This is a genomic window from Corynebacterium kalidii, from assembly GCF_022869005.1.
Taxonomy (GTDB): Bacteria; Actinomycetota; Actinomycetes; order Mycobacteriales; family Mycobacteriaceae; genus Corynebacterium; species Corynebacterium kalidii.
Genome location: NZ_JALIEA010000012.1, coordinates 196,480 through 211,090, shown reverse-complemented (window position 1 = coordinate 211,090; position 14,611 = coordinate 196,480). Strand labels below are relative to the sequence as shown.

Genomic DNA, 14,611 nt, shown 5'->3' with positions numbered 1-14,611 from the left:
GCCGGGAATCCGTTCAGGCACGGACATAAACTAGTTCACATCTTGACTTGATTATGTGATGTGAATAACATCCTGCGGTACGTTCCCCGCCCATTCTTCCGGGCGTGGCCCCACCGCTCCCCGGCAGAAGGGATCCCATGGTTCTCGCATCACTCGGCGTCGTCCTGGCGTTGGTCGTCCTCATCGTGCTCGCCTACCGCGGCCACTCCGTCATCGTCGCAGCCCCGGTCGCCGCCCTGATCGGGGTCCTGTTCTCCGGCGCCCCACTGATGGCGTCGTACACGCAGATCTTCATGCCCGCGGCCGGCAACTTCATCGTCAGCTTCTTCCCGCTCTTCCTCGTCGGGGCGATCTTCGGCACCCTGATGTCCTCGTCGGGGTACGCGGACGACCTGGCACAGTGGATCTCGAGGCTGGTGGGGGCGAAGAAGGCGATCCTCGCCACGGCGATAGCGACGGCACTGCTCACCTACGGCGGAATCTCCGCCTGGGTCATCGCCTTCACGATCGTCCCCGTCGCCAACTCGCTGTTCCGCGAAGCGGGCATCCCCCGGCGGCTCATGCCGGCGGCGATCGCGCTCGGGATCTTCACCTTCGCGACCGCGGCGCTCCCGGGTAGTCCGCAGATCCACAACGCCATCCCCACGCGGTACTTCGGGACCACCACCTACGCCGCACCCGTGCTGGGCATCATCGGCGCAGTCGTCACCTTCGCCCTGGGCATGGCCTGGCTGGAGTACCGCACCCGTACCCTCGTCGCCGCCGGCGAAGTCTACGAGCCGCCTGCCCCGCAGGCCGGGACGACCCCCGCAGGTACCGACGCTGCACCGTCGGCGGCCACCCGAACGGACACCCCGACGTCCCGGTGGCCCGACCGCACCACCACACTGCGTGGTCTCCGGGGACTCCTGCCGATCCTCATCGTCGTGGGGATGAACCTCCTGTTCGTCTACGTCCTGTCCACGAGAATGGACTTCTCGTACCTGGCCGAGGACAAGTTCGGCGCCACCGACATCAGCGCCGTCATGGGCACCTGGTCGGTGGTCATCGCCATGGCCACGGCCATCATCGTGATCTTCCTGATGAACCCGGGCATGTTCAGCACCTACGTCCGCAGCCTCTCGGAGGGCGCGAAGAACGCCGTGCTCCCGGCGTTCACCACCGCCTCCGAGGTCGGCTTCGGCGCGGTCATCGCCTCGCTGGCGGTGTTCGCGGCCCTGCAGAACAGCATCTTCGACGTCAGCGACAACCCGGTGGTGATCGGCGCCGTCGCCACCGCGGTCATCTCCGGGCTGACCGGTTCCTCCTCCGGCGGGCTCACCATCACCCTGGAGACGTTCGGCGACCAGCTCACCCAGCTGGCGAACGACCAGGGGATCAGCCTGGAGCTCCTGCACCGGGTGATCGCGATGGCGTCGGTCAGCTTCGACTCACTGCCCCACAACGGCGCCATCGTGACCCTGCTGCTCGTCTGCGGGCTCACCCACCGCCAGTCGTACAAGGACGTGGGCATGGTGACCATCGTCCCCCCGTTGATCGGCGTCCTCGTCGTGATGGGCCTGGGCGCGGTGTTCCCCGCGCTCTGAGCCTCTCTGAGCTCAGCCGAGCCCCTCTGAGCCCCGCTTTTCCGGCACCCCACGCGGTTCACCCGCGTGGGGTGCGTCGCTGTCTCCGCAGCTAGAATCGTCCCATGTCCCGAGAGAGCTTCGCCACCGGTCCCGAGTACTGGTCCTTCATGGACCGGGCGCGTCAGAAACTCGACGACCGCGACATGCCGTCGACCCGGATGCTCCTCGCGCTCAACCGGTCCTCCGAGGTCATCAAGAACGCCCTCGAGTCCACCGTCCACAAGAAGCACGGGCTGACGTGGCAGGGGTTCAAGTTCCTGTTCGTGCTCTGGGTCTCCGGTGAGCTCGAACCGCACCGTACCGCGGAGCTGACCTACCTCCGTCGGGCGACGGTGTCCTCGCTGGCGAACGCGCTCGAGGAACGGGCACTCATCACGAAACGCCCGTCGGAATCCGACGGGCGTTCAGTACTCCTCTCCGTCACCGGGGACGGAGAGGAGCTCATCGAGACGGTTCTCCGGGAGCAGCAGGACAGCCTGACCCGGTGGGCGTCGCCGCTGACGCCGACGGAACAGCAGATCCTGGTCCTCCTCCTGGAGAAGCTCCTGGCCGGCCAGCGGTGAACCCCGGGCGCCGGCCCGACGCTCTCACAGGTCGAGCGTCAGCGGCTTCCCGGCACAGGACCGCGACACACACGGCATGACCACCGCGCCGGACTGCCGTTCCCGCGCCGACAGCACGTCGTCACGGTGGTCGATGTCCTCCGGTGCGGCGTCGACGACCCCCAGGACGCACGTCCCGCACAGACCTTCACGGCAGTCCGCGTCGACGTCGAACCCCGACGTCTCCAGCGTCTCGAGAAGCGTCTGACCGGCGGGGACGTCCAGGACCTGGCCGGTCGAGTTGACCGTGACCTCGAACGGTTCATTCGACGACGGGTCGACCGCCGACGTCGACTGGAACGACTCACGGGTGACGGTCCCCTCGGGCCAGGACGAGAAGGCCTCGAGGACCGCGTCGGTCAGCCGGTCCGGGCCACAGGTGCACACCTGCGTTCCCGCACGGTACTCCTCCACGATCCCGGGCAGGTCCAGCCTGGTCCCCTCGCCCGAGACGTGGAGCACCAGGTGGTCCCCGTGGTCGTCCCGGAGTCGGTCGAGATAGGCCATCCGGTCCCGCTCCGGCCCGCAGTAGTGGACCGTGTAGTCGATACCCCGGGCCTTCGCGTCGTCGGCCAAGGCCAGTATCGGGGTGATGCCGATACCGCCGGCGATCAGGATCCTCCGGTCCACGTCGGGGTCGACGGCGAAGTTCTGCCGGGGGCCACGGACACGGACCGTGGCCCCTGCCACGACATTCTCGTGGATCCACCGTGAGCCGCCGCGACCGTCCGGTTCACGCGCCACCGCGATCTCCCAGGCGTCGGACGAACTCCCGCACAGGGAGTAGCGGCGGCTGACGTCCCCGGCGTCGATCTCGACATGCGCCCCGGGCTGCCACCCCGGGAGCGGGCCGCCGTCCGGCACCAGACGGATACCCATGACGTGCGGGGTGAGCGGGCGTACCTTCTCGACGGTCATGGTCCTGGTACGCAGGTCCTTCCCGGGGCCGTTGAACACGATGCCCGGGAACTCCGGGGGAGCGTCCTCCGCCGTGCCGGCCGCGCGGGTGTCGGCGTCCCATTCGACCCAGAGGTGCTCAGGCCCCCGGAAGGACGTGTTGGGGACGAACTCGAACTCCTGGTCCACCAGCCGCATGGAGGGGAACCGGCTGGTGAGCTCCTGCAGGATCACCTGGAGTTCCAGGCGGGCCAGGTTCTTCCCGAGGCACTGGTGGCTACCGAAACCGAAGGTCAGGTGGTCGGTCGAGTTGTCGCGGTAGAGGTCGATGACGTCCGGGTCGTTGAAGTGCCTGGGGTCGCGGTTCGCCGCCGCCGAGACGATGAGCAGCCGCTCCCCCTCGTCCAGCCGCTGGCCGCCCAGGACCGTCGGCCTCGTGGTGATCCGTCGCCACGCCGCGACGCCCCCGCTCAACCGGAGGCACTCCTCGATCGCGTTGGGGATCAGCTCCGGGCGGCGCACGAGCTCCTCCCAGACCGAACGGTTCTCCAGGAGCAGCTTGATGGCGTTGGACGCCGAGTGTGCGGTGGTCTCGTGGGCGGCGACGATCCCCGCCATCATGATGGAGTGGAGGTACGAGTCCGTGACGACCTCCGGCTGCTCCTGCTGGGCGCGGATGCTGTAGGGCATCCAGCCCGGCGCGTCCGGGGTCTCCCGCAGTTCGGCGAGGATGTCTCCCGCCAGGTTCCAGAAGTTGCCGACGTTCTCCGCGATCTCCTCCTGCTGCTCCGGGCTCGGCCGACCCCAGGTGTTCACCGTGTGGGCCACCGAGTAGCGGCGCAGCATGTCCATGTCGTGCTCCGGCACCCCGAGGAAGTGGAAGGCCACGGTCAGCGGGACCTCCCACAGCAGGCTGTTGACCAGGTCGGCGCGTCCGTCGGCGGCGAACCGGTCGATGTACCCGGTGACCAGTTCGCGGACCATCTCCTCCTCGCCGTCGAGGTGGGCCACATCGAACGGTCCCGCCAGGGCACGGCGCCGTGCGGTGTGCGCCGGTTCGTCCTCGTTCACCAGGGTCCGGCGCATCCCGTAACCTTTGGCCTCCAGGATCTCCTGTGCCTCGGGCGTGGCCGGGGTCAGCTTCTCCAGGGCGACGGAGGCCGAGTAGGTCGACTGGTCGCGGAAGACCTCCTGGACGTCGTCGAAACGGGTGACGACCCAGTACCCGAGTTTCTCCGAGTAGAAGATGGGCTCGTTCTCCCGGGCCCAGGCGCATGCCTCACCGGGGTTGAGCTGGTAGTCCATCTCGAACGGGTCGAAGTCCTTCGAGGCCGAACCCGAGCTGTACGGGCAGGCGGACGCCGCTGTGGTGTTGGTCGTGGTCATCAGTGTTCCCTCCTGCAGCGACGTGGCCGGTCCGACGTCTCCTGCTGTTTCCTTCACAAGATGAACGTAACCCAGGTCACAGCATATAGTCAACTGTCGTACTATATTTCCCCGTGGAGATCCGGACGATCCAGGGAATAGAGCAATCAACCCGGGGTGACGCGGCGCGAAAGTAGTATTTTCAGGAACTATATGGCGGTCCCCCCGACGTGTTCGATACGCCGGAACTCCGGTGTCCGTCGTCCCCGCTAAGGTGCGCCCCCATGAGGACCGACGCCCGCCACCGAGACGCCGTGGATGCGCAGCAGGGAGGTGTGGATCCACGCCGTGGACCTCGACACCGGTGCCGGCTTCGGCGATATCCCCGGCCCCGTCCTCAGGACGCTACTGACCGAGATCCCCGCCCGATCGCGATCGCCGGCAGGTCGTCAGCGGTCCCCTGCCCGGACTCGTCCGCTGGGCCGCGGGGCGCGGCGCCGCCGGGGTGACCGCCACCGACGGGTCAGGACGGCCCGTCCCCGTCCCCGCTCCTCCACGGTGGCTCTAGGAGGTCTACCCTGCGCTGGTCGTCGGTTCCGGCGCGACACCGTCGGTGTCCGCCCCGGAGGAACGCTCCGGGATGTCCATCAGCACCCGGCCGTTCCCGGTGGTGGCCAGGACCAGCTGTGCTGCGTCGGGCTGGACCTCGAAAGCGCCGTAGAGCAGCTTCTTCTCGCCCTTGTCAATGTGACCGAATCCGGGCCAGCGATTCGCCCCGTCATCTGGTTCCTCGCAGTACCGGGTCGCAGTCTCCACCGGCTGGGTGTATCCGTCTGCCGACAGCGCTGTCAGCGCGTCCATCCCGTACTGGTCGTCCCCGTGGTTGGTGACGTCGATGGTGAGTTGCACGATGCGGCTGTCCGGCGCCTTCTCGGCGATCCGGGGGTCCACCATGCCGTACTTGCAGGACTCGTCGACGGAATAGTCCTGGATATTCGTCACGACCTCGATGCCGTCCCAGGTGGTCACGGTGAACCCGTCGCCGACGCCGATGACGTCGTCGCCCGAATCGGCGTCCTCCTCGGCGACAGGCGCGTCGAATCCGCCGGACGGAGAGTCGGAGGCCGCCTGTGCCGACCCGGCGTCCACACCGTCGTCACCGTCGTCCCCGGTACTGAGGAACGTGAAGGTGAGGGTCGTGGCGAGGACCCCCACCAGCAGTGCCGACACACCGGTGACGGCGAGGTGGACGCCGCTGAACCGGCGGCCACCGGTCACCGGTCCCAGGCTCGGCTCCGGGACCGGCCGACCCCAGCCTTCCTGGACGGGTTCACAGCCCGGGGTTGACACACGGGACGGCTCGGGGTGGTCGTGGTCTCCGGGCTCGGGGACGGGGTCGTGCGAGACAGGCATGGGGGATCCTCTTTCGGCGTAGAGAAGGCGTAGAGAAGCAGGCCGGGACATTCGCCGGACAATATACGTGCGCCCGACAATATACGTGAGCGTAAGCATATCTCCCACACATCAGACGCTGATCTTCGGGACAGCTTTCCGCAAGAACGCGACCTACATCAAGGTCCTGTGCACGGGTGGAGAACGTCGCCTGGACGGGTTGTACCCTCCGCCACCGAGGCAGCGTCGGCTTGTACACTCTGCGACAGACTGTCGAAGACTGTTGCCCCAGGATCCACGGACCCGCTGACCGGGAGGCCCCCGCGCACCGATGAACATCGATCTCCACCAACTCGCCGTGTTCGTCGAGGTCTCCCGCACACGCAATGTCGCCAGGGCCGCGGAGAACCTTGGGCTCACCCCGTCCCCGGTGAGCCGCACGCTGCGCACCCTCGAGCACCGCACCGGCCCGCTGTTCCACCGTGCGCACCACGACATGCAGCTCACCGATCACGGCCGGGCACTGCTCGGAACCGCGGTGAGCATCCTGCAGTTGTCCCGCGTCTTCGAGGACAAGGCCGCCGGTGTCGAGCGGACGCTGCGCTACGGGGCCACCCCCTGGGTCCCTGACTCCTACGCCGACGCCTTCCGCACCGCCGTGGGGTTGTCCGGCATCACTCCGGAGGACACCGCCTCGGAGGTGTCGGTGACGCTCCTGGAGAAACTCCGGTTCGGTGAGATCGACATGGCGCTGGTCCACCTCCCCGTCGACCTGCCCGACATCAGTTCACTGGCCCTCGGGAACTACACATTCGACCTGATGGCAGCCGCCGACGATCCCCTCGTCAGGATCGCCGCCGACGGCCCCGTGCCACTCGCGGCGCTTCGTGGCCGGCAGGTCGTCACCCTCCCCTTCTCGCAGATGCAACCGGACTCGGGCAGTAATGTGCGCGACTGGTTCATCCAGGCCGGGGTCACCGACATCACCGAGGTCACCTTCAGCGACTACGCGGTGCTCACGTCCCGGCTGGCGCGTACCCACGAGATCAGTATCGGGGCACGCGGACACTCGCTCAGCCAGGTCCGCGGCACCGACGGTAAAGTCGTCATGCTGCCGGTCAAAGACCCGCAACCACAGTTCGAGATCGGTGTGGTCTGGCGCTCCGCGGCCACCGCCCGGCGCGAGGAGATCGACCGCGTGGTCGCGGCGCTAACCGACCGCTTCCGGAACTGACACCGCACCGATACGCCTGGCGAGATTGGCCCGGTGGAACTGGCCGTCGCCGAACAACAGCTGGTCGGCGCGTGCCCGCTTCAGGTACAGGTGCGGGCTCGCCTCCCAGGTGAACCCCATACCGCCGTGGAACTGGATGTTCTGGTGGGTCGCCGACACCGCCACGTCCGTGCAGACGCCGGCGGCCAGGGACGCTGCCGCCGCCAGCTCCTCCGGGGCGTCCTGCGCCGCCCACAGGGCGTAGCGCGACGCCGACGCCGCGGACTCGACGTCCACGAGCACGTCCGCCGCCATGTGCTTCAGCGCCTGGAACTCACCGATGACCTGCCCGAACTGGACCCTCTCCTTCATGTAGGCCACCGCGTCCTCCAGCGCACGCCTGGCGACGCCGACCTGCTCGGCCGCGAGTCCCACCACGGCCAGGTCCAGCACGCGGGACACCCGGTCCCACCCTGCGCCCCTGTCCCCCAGCGGAGTCGCCGGGGCGTGGTCGAAGCTCACCCTGGCGATACGGCGGGTGGGATCGAGCGTCCTGACCCCCTGGCGGGAGACGCCGTCCCCGAGGTACACGCTGAACAGTGAGACACCGCTGTCGGGTTCGGTTCCGGTACGCGCCGGGACGATGAACAGGCCGGCGTTCTGTCCGTCGACGACCTCCGGGCACGTGCCCGAGACGGTCCAGCCGCCCGCGGACTCTACGGCGGTGACCGTGACACCGGACTCGTCCCACCGGCGGTTCTCACCGGGGAACGCCAACGTCCCCACCAGTGATCCGTCGGCGATGCCCGGCAGGATATCCCGCTGAGCGGCGGCGTCCCCGCACTCCAGGACCGCGGTGCCGGCGAGCACCGTGGTGGCGAAGAACGGTGCGCACAACAGTGCCGAACCGGCCTCTTCCAGGACGATTCCGAGCTCGGCCCAGCCGAACCCCTGTCCTCCGTACTCCTCCGGGATGGCGATGCCCTGCAACTGCAGTTCCCGGGCCATCCTGTCCCACACCTGCGGGTCGTATCCGCTGTCGGTGGTCATGGCCTCCCGGACCCGGGGTTCCGGTGAGACGGTCGCGAGGAAGTCCCGGACCACCGCCCGGAACTCCTCCTGCTCCTCGGTACGTGATGCAAACATGTCGTCGGTTCTCCCGTCCTACTTCTCTCCGCTGAGGCTGCGGTTCACGGCCTTGCGTACGTCGCGGAACGGCACGCCCTTGTCCGGCTGGGCCCCGCGTGGCAGCCCCAGGACCCGTTCACTGATGATGTTCCGCTGGATCTGGTCGGTGCCGCCGCCGACGGAGTTGAAGAACCCCATCATCATGTCGTACGACGTGCGGTAGGCGTCGGGGTCGCCCTCCTTGTCGTACTGCAGGCCCCGGGTGCCGAGCAGGCGGTACTCCAGGTCGGACGCCCCGTGGAGGATCCGGGAGTTGGCCAGCTTACCGAGGGACGCCAGTGGTGAGGCGCCACGCGAACGGTTCTCCATCTTCGCCCGGGCCTGGGTCCAGTCGTTGGTCAGTCGCCAGGTGTGGATCTTCATGATCTCGTCGACGATGACCGGGTCGTCCAGCCTGTCTGCCGCTCTCGCCGCCTCGACGAGGTCGTCACTGCGGGTGAACAGCGGCGAGGAAGCGGGGCTCCCGTTTTCCCCGGACTCCACCGTGTCCCTGCCGACCTGGGCCATCTCCCCCATGCCCCGGCGTTCGGCACCGAGGGCGGACTGCAGGACCTTCCAGCCGTTGCCTTCCCCACCGATGAGGTTCGCCGCCGGGACGACAGCGTCGGTGAGGAAGACCTCGTTGAACTCGGAGTCACCGGTCATCTGCCGGACAGGCACGACCTCGACTCCGTCCTGCTGCATGGGGACGATGAACAGGCTGATCCCGGCGTGTTTCGGCACGTCCCAGTTCGTCCGGGCGATGAGGATGGCGAAGGTCGCGCGGTGGCCGTTGGTGGTCCACACCTTCTGTCCGTTGAGGATGTAGTTCTCGCCGTCTCCGGACAGTTCCGCCGTGGTCTGGATACTGGCGAGGTCCGATCCGGCCCCTGGCTCAGAGTAGAGCAGACACCCCAGGTCCCACTCGCGGGTGATCATCGGGCGCAGGAGCCGTTCCTTCTGCTCGGCGGTACCGTAGTCGGTCAGCGCGGCGCCGGGCAGCAGCAGCCACGAGACCTCGGAGAACGGGGCGACGTCCCGCGCACCACCGGGGACGCCGGCGTCGTCGAAGGCGCGGAGCACCTCGCGGGCCTGGTCGCGGGTGTAGCCACGGCCGAAGTTCTCCGGAGCCCAGGACGGTACCCCGTATCCTGCGTCGACGATCCTGTTCCGCCAGGCGAGGTCGTCGGTGCCGCTCCAGTTGTCCGTGATCCACTCCGCCGCTTCGTTGTAGATACTGCTCATGCCTGTGCCTCCTGTGTGGTGTCGCGGGTGGTGCCGCAGATGATGTTGCGGTCGCCGTCCTGCCTGATCTCCAGGGTCGACCCGAAGACCGCGTCCGACATCAGCAGCCCGATCACGTCGTCGGACGTGCCCGGCTCACTGACGGCGAGGAGCCGGGCGTTGTCCGGGGTGCGCGCGACGACGACGCCGATCCAGTCGCGGTTGAGGTCGGTGGTCACCGTGTAGGACTCGACCGTCGCCGGTCCGGAGTAGTGCTCCACGATGTCGGGGGCGGGCACGGCGTCCAGCTCCGCCTGCAGGGGCGTGTCGTCCCAGCGGGCGAACGCCACCGGCGTGGTCGAGTACACCCCGGAGGAGTACTTCGTCATCCACCCGCCGTTGGCACCGACGAAGCCGAAGGTGCCGGGATTGTCCCGCAACCGGTCGACCATCTCCGCGATGGCGTGCATCGAGTAGTTGTTGCCGGCCCCGCCGAAGAACGGCAGGCCCCCGGTGAGGGTGAGGCCCCGGGGATCGTCCGGGGTGATGCCCAGCCCGTCGCAGATGTTGAACACCGGCACCGGGAAACAGCTGTACAGGTCCAGGAACCGCAGGTCGTCCGCGGTGATCCCGGCGCGCTCGACCGCGGTACGGGCCGACGACACCGATGCCGGGGAGACCGACAGGTCGGCCCGCTCCAACACGGTGCGCTCGGTGAGGTCGCAGTAGCCGTGCAGGAAGACCCACCTGTCCTGCGGCACCCCGAGGTCCCGCGCCTTCCCGACGGAGGTCAGCAGCACGGCCGCACCCTGGTTGACCTGGTCCCTGGCGACCATGAACCGCGGGTAGGGGTCGGCGATGAGCCGGTTGCGCTCCGTGACGGTCGCAAGTTCCTCCGCGGTGCGCTCGGTCGGCGCCGCGGCGTAGGGGTTGGCGGCGGCGACGGAGGTGAACGGGGCGAACAACTCCCCCATCTGCGTCGCGTACTCCTCCCGTGTCATCCCGAGGCGTCGACGCCGGGCATTCTCGAAGACCGCGTACTCAGGCGGTGCGCCGAGGAGCCCGTGGCGGACCTCGTAGGGCACGTGGAGGTCGTCGACCTGCATGCCCCGGTCCTCCAGCTGGCCACCGACGGTCTCGGTGAAGTCAGGGGCGTCATCCCGGCCGGCCAGGGCCCGCACCGTGGAGATCGCCTCGGAGCCGGTCAACAGCACGACCTCCGACTCACCGTCGGCGATGGACCGGCAGAACTCGGTGACGAGATGCTGCGGCCCCTGGCCTCCGACGACCTCCAGGACGGCGCGGCGCGGGTCGGCACCGATCCGCGCGGCGACCGAGCGGGCGATGTTGTCCGACTTCCCGAGCGGCGCGACCGCGCCGGGTGTGGAGATCTCGAACTGCCGGACGACGGCGATGGTGTCGATGGCGGCGACGGCGTCGATGGCCTCGGCTGCGTCGGGACCCAGGCCGGCGTCCTGCACCGCCCTGCGGGACGCCTCCCCGGCGAGGTCGGCGGCGGACCAGCGGTGGTAGTCGTCGGCGGTGACGGGGTCGGCCACCTGGCCGACCCCCACGAGGACGGGGGTACGGGGGTCGAGTGTGTCTGGTGCGTCGGTCATCTACTCCGCCTTCCATTCCGGTGCACGCTTCTCCGCGAACGCCGTCATACCTTCCCAGGCGTCGGCGCTGCCGAGCAGTGCCGCGATCTCGGTGTCGTTGCGTGACCAGTCGACGTCCTCACCGGCGACGGTGCCGTCGGTGACGCCGCGGGCGACCCGCTTGGTGGCCTGGACGGACAGTGGTGCGTTGCGGTTGATCTTCTCCGCCAGTTCCAGGGCCGTGTCCAGGACGCGGTCCTGCGGGACGACACGGTTGACCATGCCGAGTTCGTAGGCGCGGTCCGCCGTGATCGGCTCGGCGGTGAGCATGCTCTCCATCGCGACCTTCACCGGGATCTGCCGGGGAAGCCGGAACGCCCCACCGGCGGCGGCCATGATGCCGCGGGTGACCTCCGGCAGTCCGAACGAGGCGGTCTCGGAGGCCACTGCCAGGTCACTGGCCAGGGTGATCTCGGTCCCGCCGCCGAGGGCGAAGCCGTTGACCGCGGCGATGACGGGCTTGGAGATCCAGTGCTTCACGAACCCGGCGAACCCCCAGCTCTTCAGTGGTTCCTCGGTCATCCCCAGCTCGCCGGCGGCTGCTGCCCTGAGGTCGGCGCCGGCACAGAACGCCTTGTCGCCGGCGCCGGTGACCACGACGGTGCGCACGTCCCTGGTGTGTTCGGCCTTCTCCAGCGCCTCACCGAGGGCGAGGGCGAGCTCGCGGTTCACGGCGTTGCGTGCCTGTGGCCGGTTCAGGGTGACGAGCAGGGTGTGTCCGCGTTGCTCGACGAGGACGGGGTCGGACTGCGGGGTCGGTTCAGTCGGTTCGGTCGATTCAGTCACTGCGGTTCTCCTGTGGTGGGTGTGCTGGTGGTCTCGGAGGGGTGGGGTTCCAGGACACCCCGGGCGACGAGGTCGTCGATGGTGGCCTCGTCGAGTCCCAGGACGTCGCGGACGACCTCCCGGGTGTGTTCCCCCTGCAGGGGCGCGGGTCCTGACCTGGCGTCCCCGAGCCGCAGACTGCGGCCCTCGGCGGCCATCGTGGGGAACGGCTCGGCGAACTGGGGCTGGGTCATGGTGGTGAGCAGTCCCCTCTCCGAGAAGTCGTGGTCGTCGGCGACGTCGGCGAAACGCATCATGTGCCCGGCGGGGACACCGATGTCCTGCAGCAGGCGTTCCGCGGTGACCGCGTCGCGGGTGGACGCCCATTCCCGGAGCGCGTCCTCCAGTTCCTCATTATGGGCGAGACGTCCGGCGTCCGTGGAGAAACGGCCGTCACCGATCCATTCCGGGTGGCCGATGACCTCGGCCAACGCGACGAAGTGCTCGTCGCCGTGCCCGTCGACGATGATCCACTCGTCGTCCCCTGCAGCAGGGAACAGACCCCGCGGGGCATCGTGTGGGCCGCACAACGCGGCCAGACCGGAGCCCGGCTCCAGCGATTCGGCAGCGAGGTGACCGGCCATCGCGGCGAAGATCGCGTCGACCTGGGCGGTGCTGACCACCCCTCCCCGTCCGGTGCGCGCCCGCCGCAGCAGCAGCGCGACCACTGCGACGGCGTTGAGCCGGCCGACCACGTGATCGGGGTAGATCGTGATGGTGTCGCTGAAACCGTCGGGGTCGTCCGGGTAGCGCCACAGCGCCGACAGCCCGGACGCCGCCCGGACCAGCGGGCCGTACCCCATCTTCGTCGACCAGGGGCCGGTGTCGCCGTAGGCGGAGGACTCCGACAGGACGATCCCTGGGTTGATCTCCGCCAATGTCTCGTAGCCGAACCCGAGTCGCTCGAGGGTGCCCGGTTTGAAGTTGGTGAGCACCACGTCCGCCTCGGCGACGAGGGCCCGGAAGAGTGCCTTGCCGTCGTCGGTGGTGAGGTCGAGGCCGAGGCTGCGCTTGTTGCGGTGGCCCCAGGCGAAGCTCTTGGTCATCTCCACGCCCGGCGACATCTGCCGGCACCCGTCCGGGAAACCGGTGGACTCGATCTTGATGACGTCGGCGCCGTAGTCGGCGAGCAGACGGCCGGTCTCCGCTCCCATGACGATCACCCCGAAGTCCAGGACGCGCAGGCCGGCGAACGGGAGGCGCCGGTTGTCGTGCGGATTGTCGTCCCCGGCGGTGTCGGCGCGTCCTGCGGGGAGCGGGTCAGCCAGACGTGGGGCACGCCAGGTTCCGTCCGGTACCGGATCGGGGGTGGCGCCGGTGATCCCGGTACGCACCCCGTCGACGGTGTACACGCCCGTCGGCAGCGTGGCGACGCGTCCATCGGCGAGTGCGACGTCGCGGAGACTGCCGTTCGCGCGGAACGCGGGTTCGGCGACGACATCGGAGAGCTCGTCGATGGATGTCGTCGGTACCCGGAGCTCCTCGCCCTGTCGCACGGCCTCCGCGGTGGTCATACCGGCGAAGAGGTCACGGTAATAGGCGAAGATCCGGTCCTTGTGCTCCACGCGGTAGGCCGGACTGTCGTACTCCGGTGCACTGAGCTCCTCCGGGTTCCCGAGCCATGACAACATCGCGCGCCACTGGCGCGGCGACAGCACGCAGATGCGCACCATCCCGTCGGTGGTGGGGAAGATCGGGTACAGCGCCCGGGCGTCGGGACGTCCGTGCGGGACGTCGAAGGGGTCCATCCCGGTGCGTCCCGACCCCTGCATCCCCATCGGCGGGTCGAAGATGTGCACCAGTGCATCCAGCGTGGAGAAGTCGATGAGGTCGCCGGTACCGGTGCGCCGCGCAGCGTAGTACGCGGTGACCGTCATCCAGACAGCCTGCGGGGCGACGGCCCCGGACACGAGGAAGGCCGGCGGCAACAGCGGCTCCTCCCGGTCCGGTAGCCCGGACCGGGACAGGATCGTCGACAGCGCGAACTGCACGTCCGGCGTGGACGCCCAGTCCTTCTTCGAGCTCAGTTCCCCGAAGTCGCTGAGGACCGTGACGACCTGTTCCGGATGGCTGTCGACGAGGAGCGCCGGATCGACGAGGTTGCTCCGGACGTAGTCCGACCGCCGGTCGACCAGCACGATGTCTGCGTCGGCGGTGAGTGCGTCGAGGTCCTCCCGGGCGGTCGCACCGGCCGGGTCGACGGTGACGAACCGTTTCCCGGCGTTCGCGATCTCGAAGGTCAGGCTGACGCCCTCGGCGACGACGCCGTCCCGGCGGTCGCGCGAGCCTCCCGGCGGTTCGACCCGCAGGACGTCGGCCCCGAGGTCAGCGAAGTACCGGCCGATCATCTGGAAATCACCCTCGGCGAGATCCAGGACCCTGACCCCGGCCAACGGTGGATCGACAGTGTCTGTCATCGTGGTTCCCTGTCCTTCCCGGGGCGCGGTGCACACCCCTTGTGTCACCGAAACTACGAGGGCGCGGACCGCCACGCGACGCAAATGATGGCGACGGGGAATGGCAGGCGGTGGGTGGTGGACGTGCCAATTGTTGGCACGTTGACCGCCAGTTCCTGGTCGAGTCCGACCCGACCGTGGCCCCCAGGGTGTCGGATTGTCGCCGCCCCAGGAAGGGTTCCGG

The 14,611-nt window shown here is 68.7% G+C and carries 10 protein-coding genes and 1 pseudogene; 4 read left to right on the top strand and 7 right to left on the bottom strand.

Annotated elements, in window-relative coordinates; translation table 11 throughout:
* Positions 1 to 137 precede the first annotated feature (137 nt).
* Positions 138 to 1,586 (top strand): GntP family permease, encoded by a 1,449-nt coding sequence (locus MUN33_RS06730; RefSeq protein ID WP_244804134.1) that lies wholly within the window; start codon positions 138 to 140, stop codon positions 1,584 to 1,586.
* Positions 1,587 to 1,690: 104 nt separating this feature from the next.
* On the top strand, positions 1,691 to 2,191 hold the full coding sequence (locus MUN33_RS06725) for a MarR family winged helix-turn-helix transcriptional regulator (RefSeq protein WP_244804133.1): 501 nt from the start codon (positions 1,691 to 1,693) through the stop codon (positions 2,189 to 2,191).
* A 24-nt stretch (positions 2,192 to 2,215) separates the two neighbouring features.
* On the opposite strand, the gene MUN33_RS06720 is transcribed toward MUN33_RS06725, so the two are convergent.
* Entirely contained in the window at positions 2,216 to 4,513 is a 2,298-nt protein-coding gene (locus MUN33_RS06720) for a cytochrome P450/oxidoreductase (protein WP_244804132.1), read from the bottom strand.
* A 276-nt stretch (positions 4,514 to 4,789) separates the two neighbouring features.
* On the opposite strand from MUN33_RS06720, the pseudogene MUN33_RS14285 reads away from it, so the two are divergent.
* Positions 4,790 to 5,060, top strand: a pseudogene (locus MUN33_RS14285) (maleylpyruvate isomerase); the annotation flags it as partial.
* A 5-nt stretch (positions 5,061 to 5,065) separates the two neighbouring features.
* Here the strand turns inward: MUN33_RS14285 and MUN33_RS06710 are convergent.
* Entirely contained in the window at positions 5,066 to 5,905 is an 840-nt protein-coding gene (locus MUN33_RS06710; RefSeq protein WP_244804131.1) for a hypothetical protein, read from the bottom strand.
* A gap of 310 nt (positions 5,906 to 6,215) precedes the next feature.
* Between MUN33_RS06710 and MUN33_RS06705 the strand changes: the two genes are divergently transcribed.
* The gene (locus MUN33_RS06705) at positions 6,216 to 7,118 is read left to right on the top strand and encodes a LysR family transcriptional regulator (RefSeq protein ID WP_244804130.1); all 903 of its coding nucleotides are present in this window, start codon (positions 6,216 to 6,218) and stop codon (positions 7,116 to 7,118) included.
* On the opposite strand, the gene MUN33_RS06700 is transcribed toward MUN33_RS06705, so the two are convergent.
* Genes MUN33_RS06700 through MUN33_RS06680 form a run of 5 tightly spaced genes read right to left on the bottom strand, consistent with a single transcriptional unit; the run spans position 7,095 to position 14,388 of the window.
* Positions 7,095 to 8,243, bottom strand: a complete 1,149-nt coding sequence (locus MUN33_RS06700; RefSeq protein WP_244804129.1) for an acyl-CoA dehydrogenase family protein — start codon at positions 8,241 to 8,243, stop codon at positions 7,095 to 7,097. The genes MUN33_RS06705 and MUN33_RS06700 overlap by 24 nt on opposite strands.
* A gap of 18 nt (positions 8,244 to 8,261) precedes the next feature.
* Positions 8,262 to 9,509 carry an acyl-CoA dehydrogenase family protein gene (locus MUN33_RS06695; RefSeq protein WP_244804128.1) on the bottom strand — a complete coding sequence of 416 codons (1,248 nt, stop codon included), beginning with the start codon at positions 9,507 to 9,509 and terminating at the stop codon, positions 8,262 to 8,264.
* Positions 9,506 to 11,107, bottom strand: coding sequence for an acetyl-CoA acetyltransferase (locus tag MUN33_RS06690; protein ID WP_244804127.1), 1,602 nt, complete (start codon positions 11,105 to 11,107; stop codon positions 9,506 to 9,508). Before MUN33_RS06690 ends, MUN33_RS06695 begins: the two co-directional genes overlap by 4 nt.
* Positions 11,108 to 11,932 (bottom strand): crotonase/enoyl-CoA hydratase family protein, encoded by an 825-nt coding sequence (locus MUN33_RS06685; protein ID WP_244804126.1) that lies wholly within the window; start codon positions 11,930 to 11,932, stop codon positions 11,108 to 11,110. It abuts the gene before it with no gap.
* The gene (locus tag MUN33_RS06680; RefSeq protein ID WP_244804125.1) at positions 11,929 to 14,388 is read right to left on the bottom strand and encodes a CaiB/BaiF CoA-transferase family protein; all 2,460 of its coding nucleotides are present in this window, start codon (positions 14,386 to 14,388) and stop codon (positions 11,929 to 11,931) included. Before MUN33_RS06680 ends, MUN33_RS06685 begins: the two co-directional genes overlap by 4 nt.
* Between the last annotated feature and the right edge of the window lie 223 nt (positions 14,389 to 14,611).

Coding starts and splice junctions, on each gene's coding strand:
- MUN33_RS06730 (WP_244804134.1), top strand. CDS start 138: ATGGTTCTCGCATCACTCGGCGTCGTCCTGGCGTTGGTCGTCCTCATC.
- MUN33_RS06725 (WP_244804133.1), top strand. CDS start 1,691: ATGTCCCGAGAGAGCTTCGCCACCGGTCCCGAGTACTGGTCCTTCATG.
- MUN33_RS06720 (WP_244804132.1), bottom strand. CDS start 4,513: ATGACCACGACCAACACCACAGCGGCGTCCGCCTGCCCGTACAGCTCG.
- MUN33_RS06710 (WP_244804131.1), bottom strand. CDS start 5,905: ATGCCTGTCTCGCACGACCCCGTCCCCGAGCCCGGAGACCACGACCAC.
- MUN33_RS06705 (WP_244804130.1), top strand. CDS start 6,216: ATGAACATCGATCTCCACCAACTCGCCGTGTTCGTCGAGGTCTCCCGC.
- MUN33_RS06700 (WP_244804129.1), bottom strand. CDS start 8,243: ATGTTTGCATCACGTACCGAGGAGCAGGAGGAGTTCCGGGCGGTGGTC.
- MUN33_RS06695 (WP_244804128.1), bottom strand. CDS start 9,509: ATGAGCAGTATCTACAACGAAGCGGCGGAGTGGATCACGGACAACTGG.
- MUN33_RS06690 (WP_244804127.1), bottom strand. CDS start 11,107: ATGACCGACGCACCAGACACACTCGACCCCCGTACCCCCGTCCTCGTG.
- MUN33_RS06680 (WP_244804125.1), bottom strand. CDS start 14,388: ATGACAGACACTGTCGATCCACCGTTGGCCGGGGTCAGGGTCCTGGAT.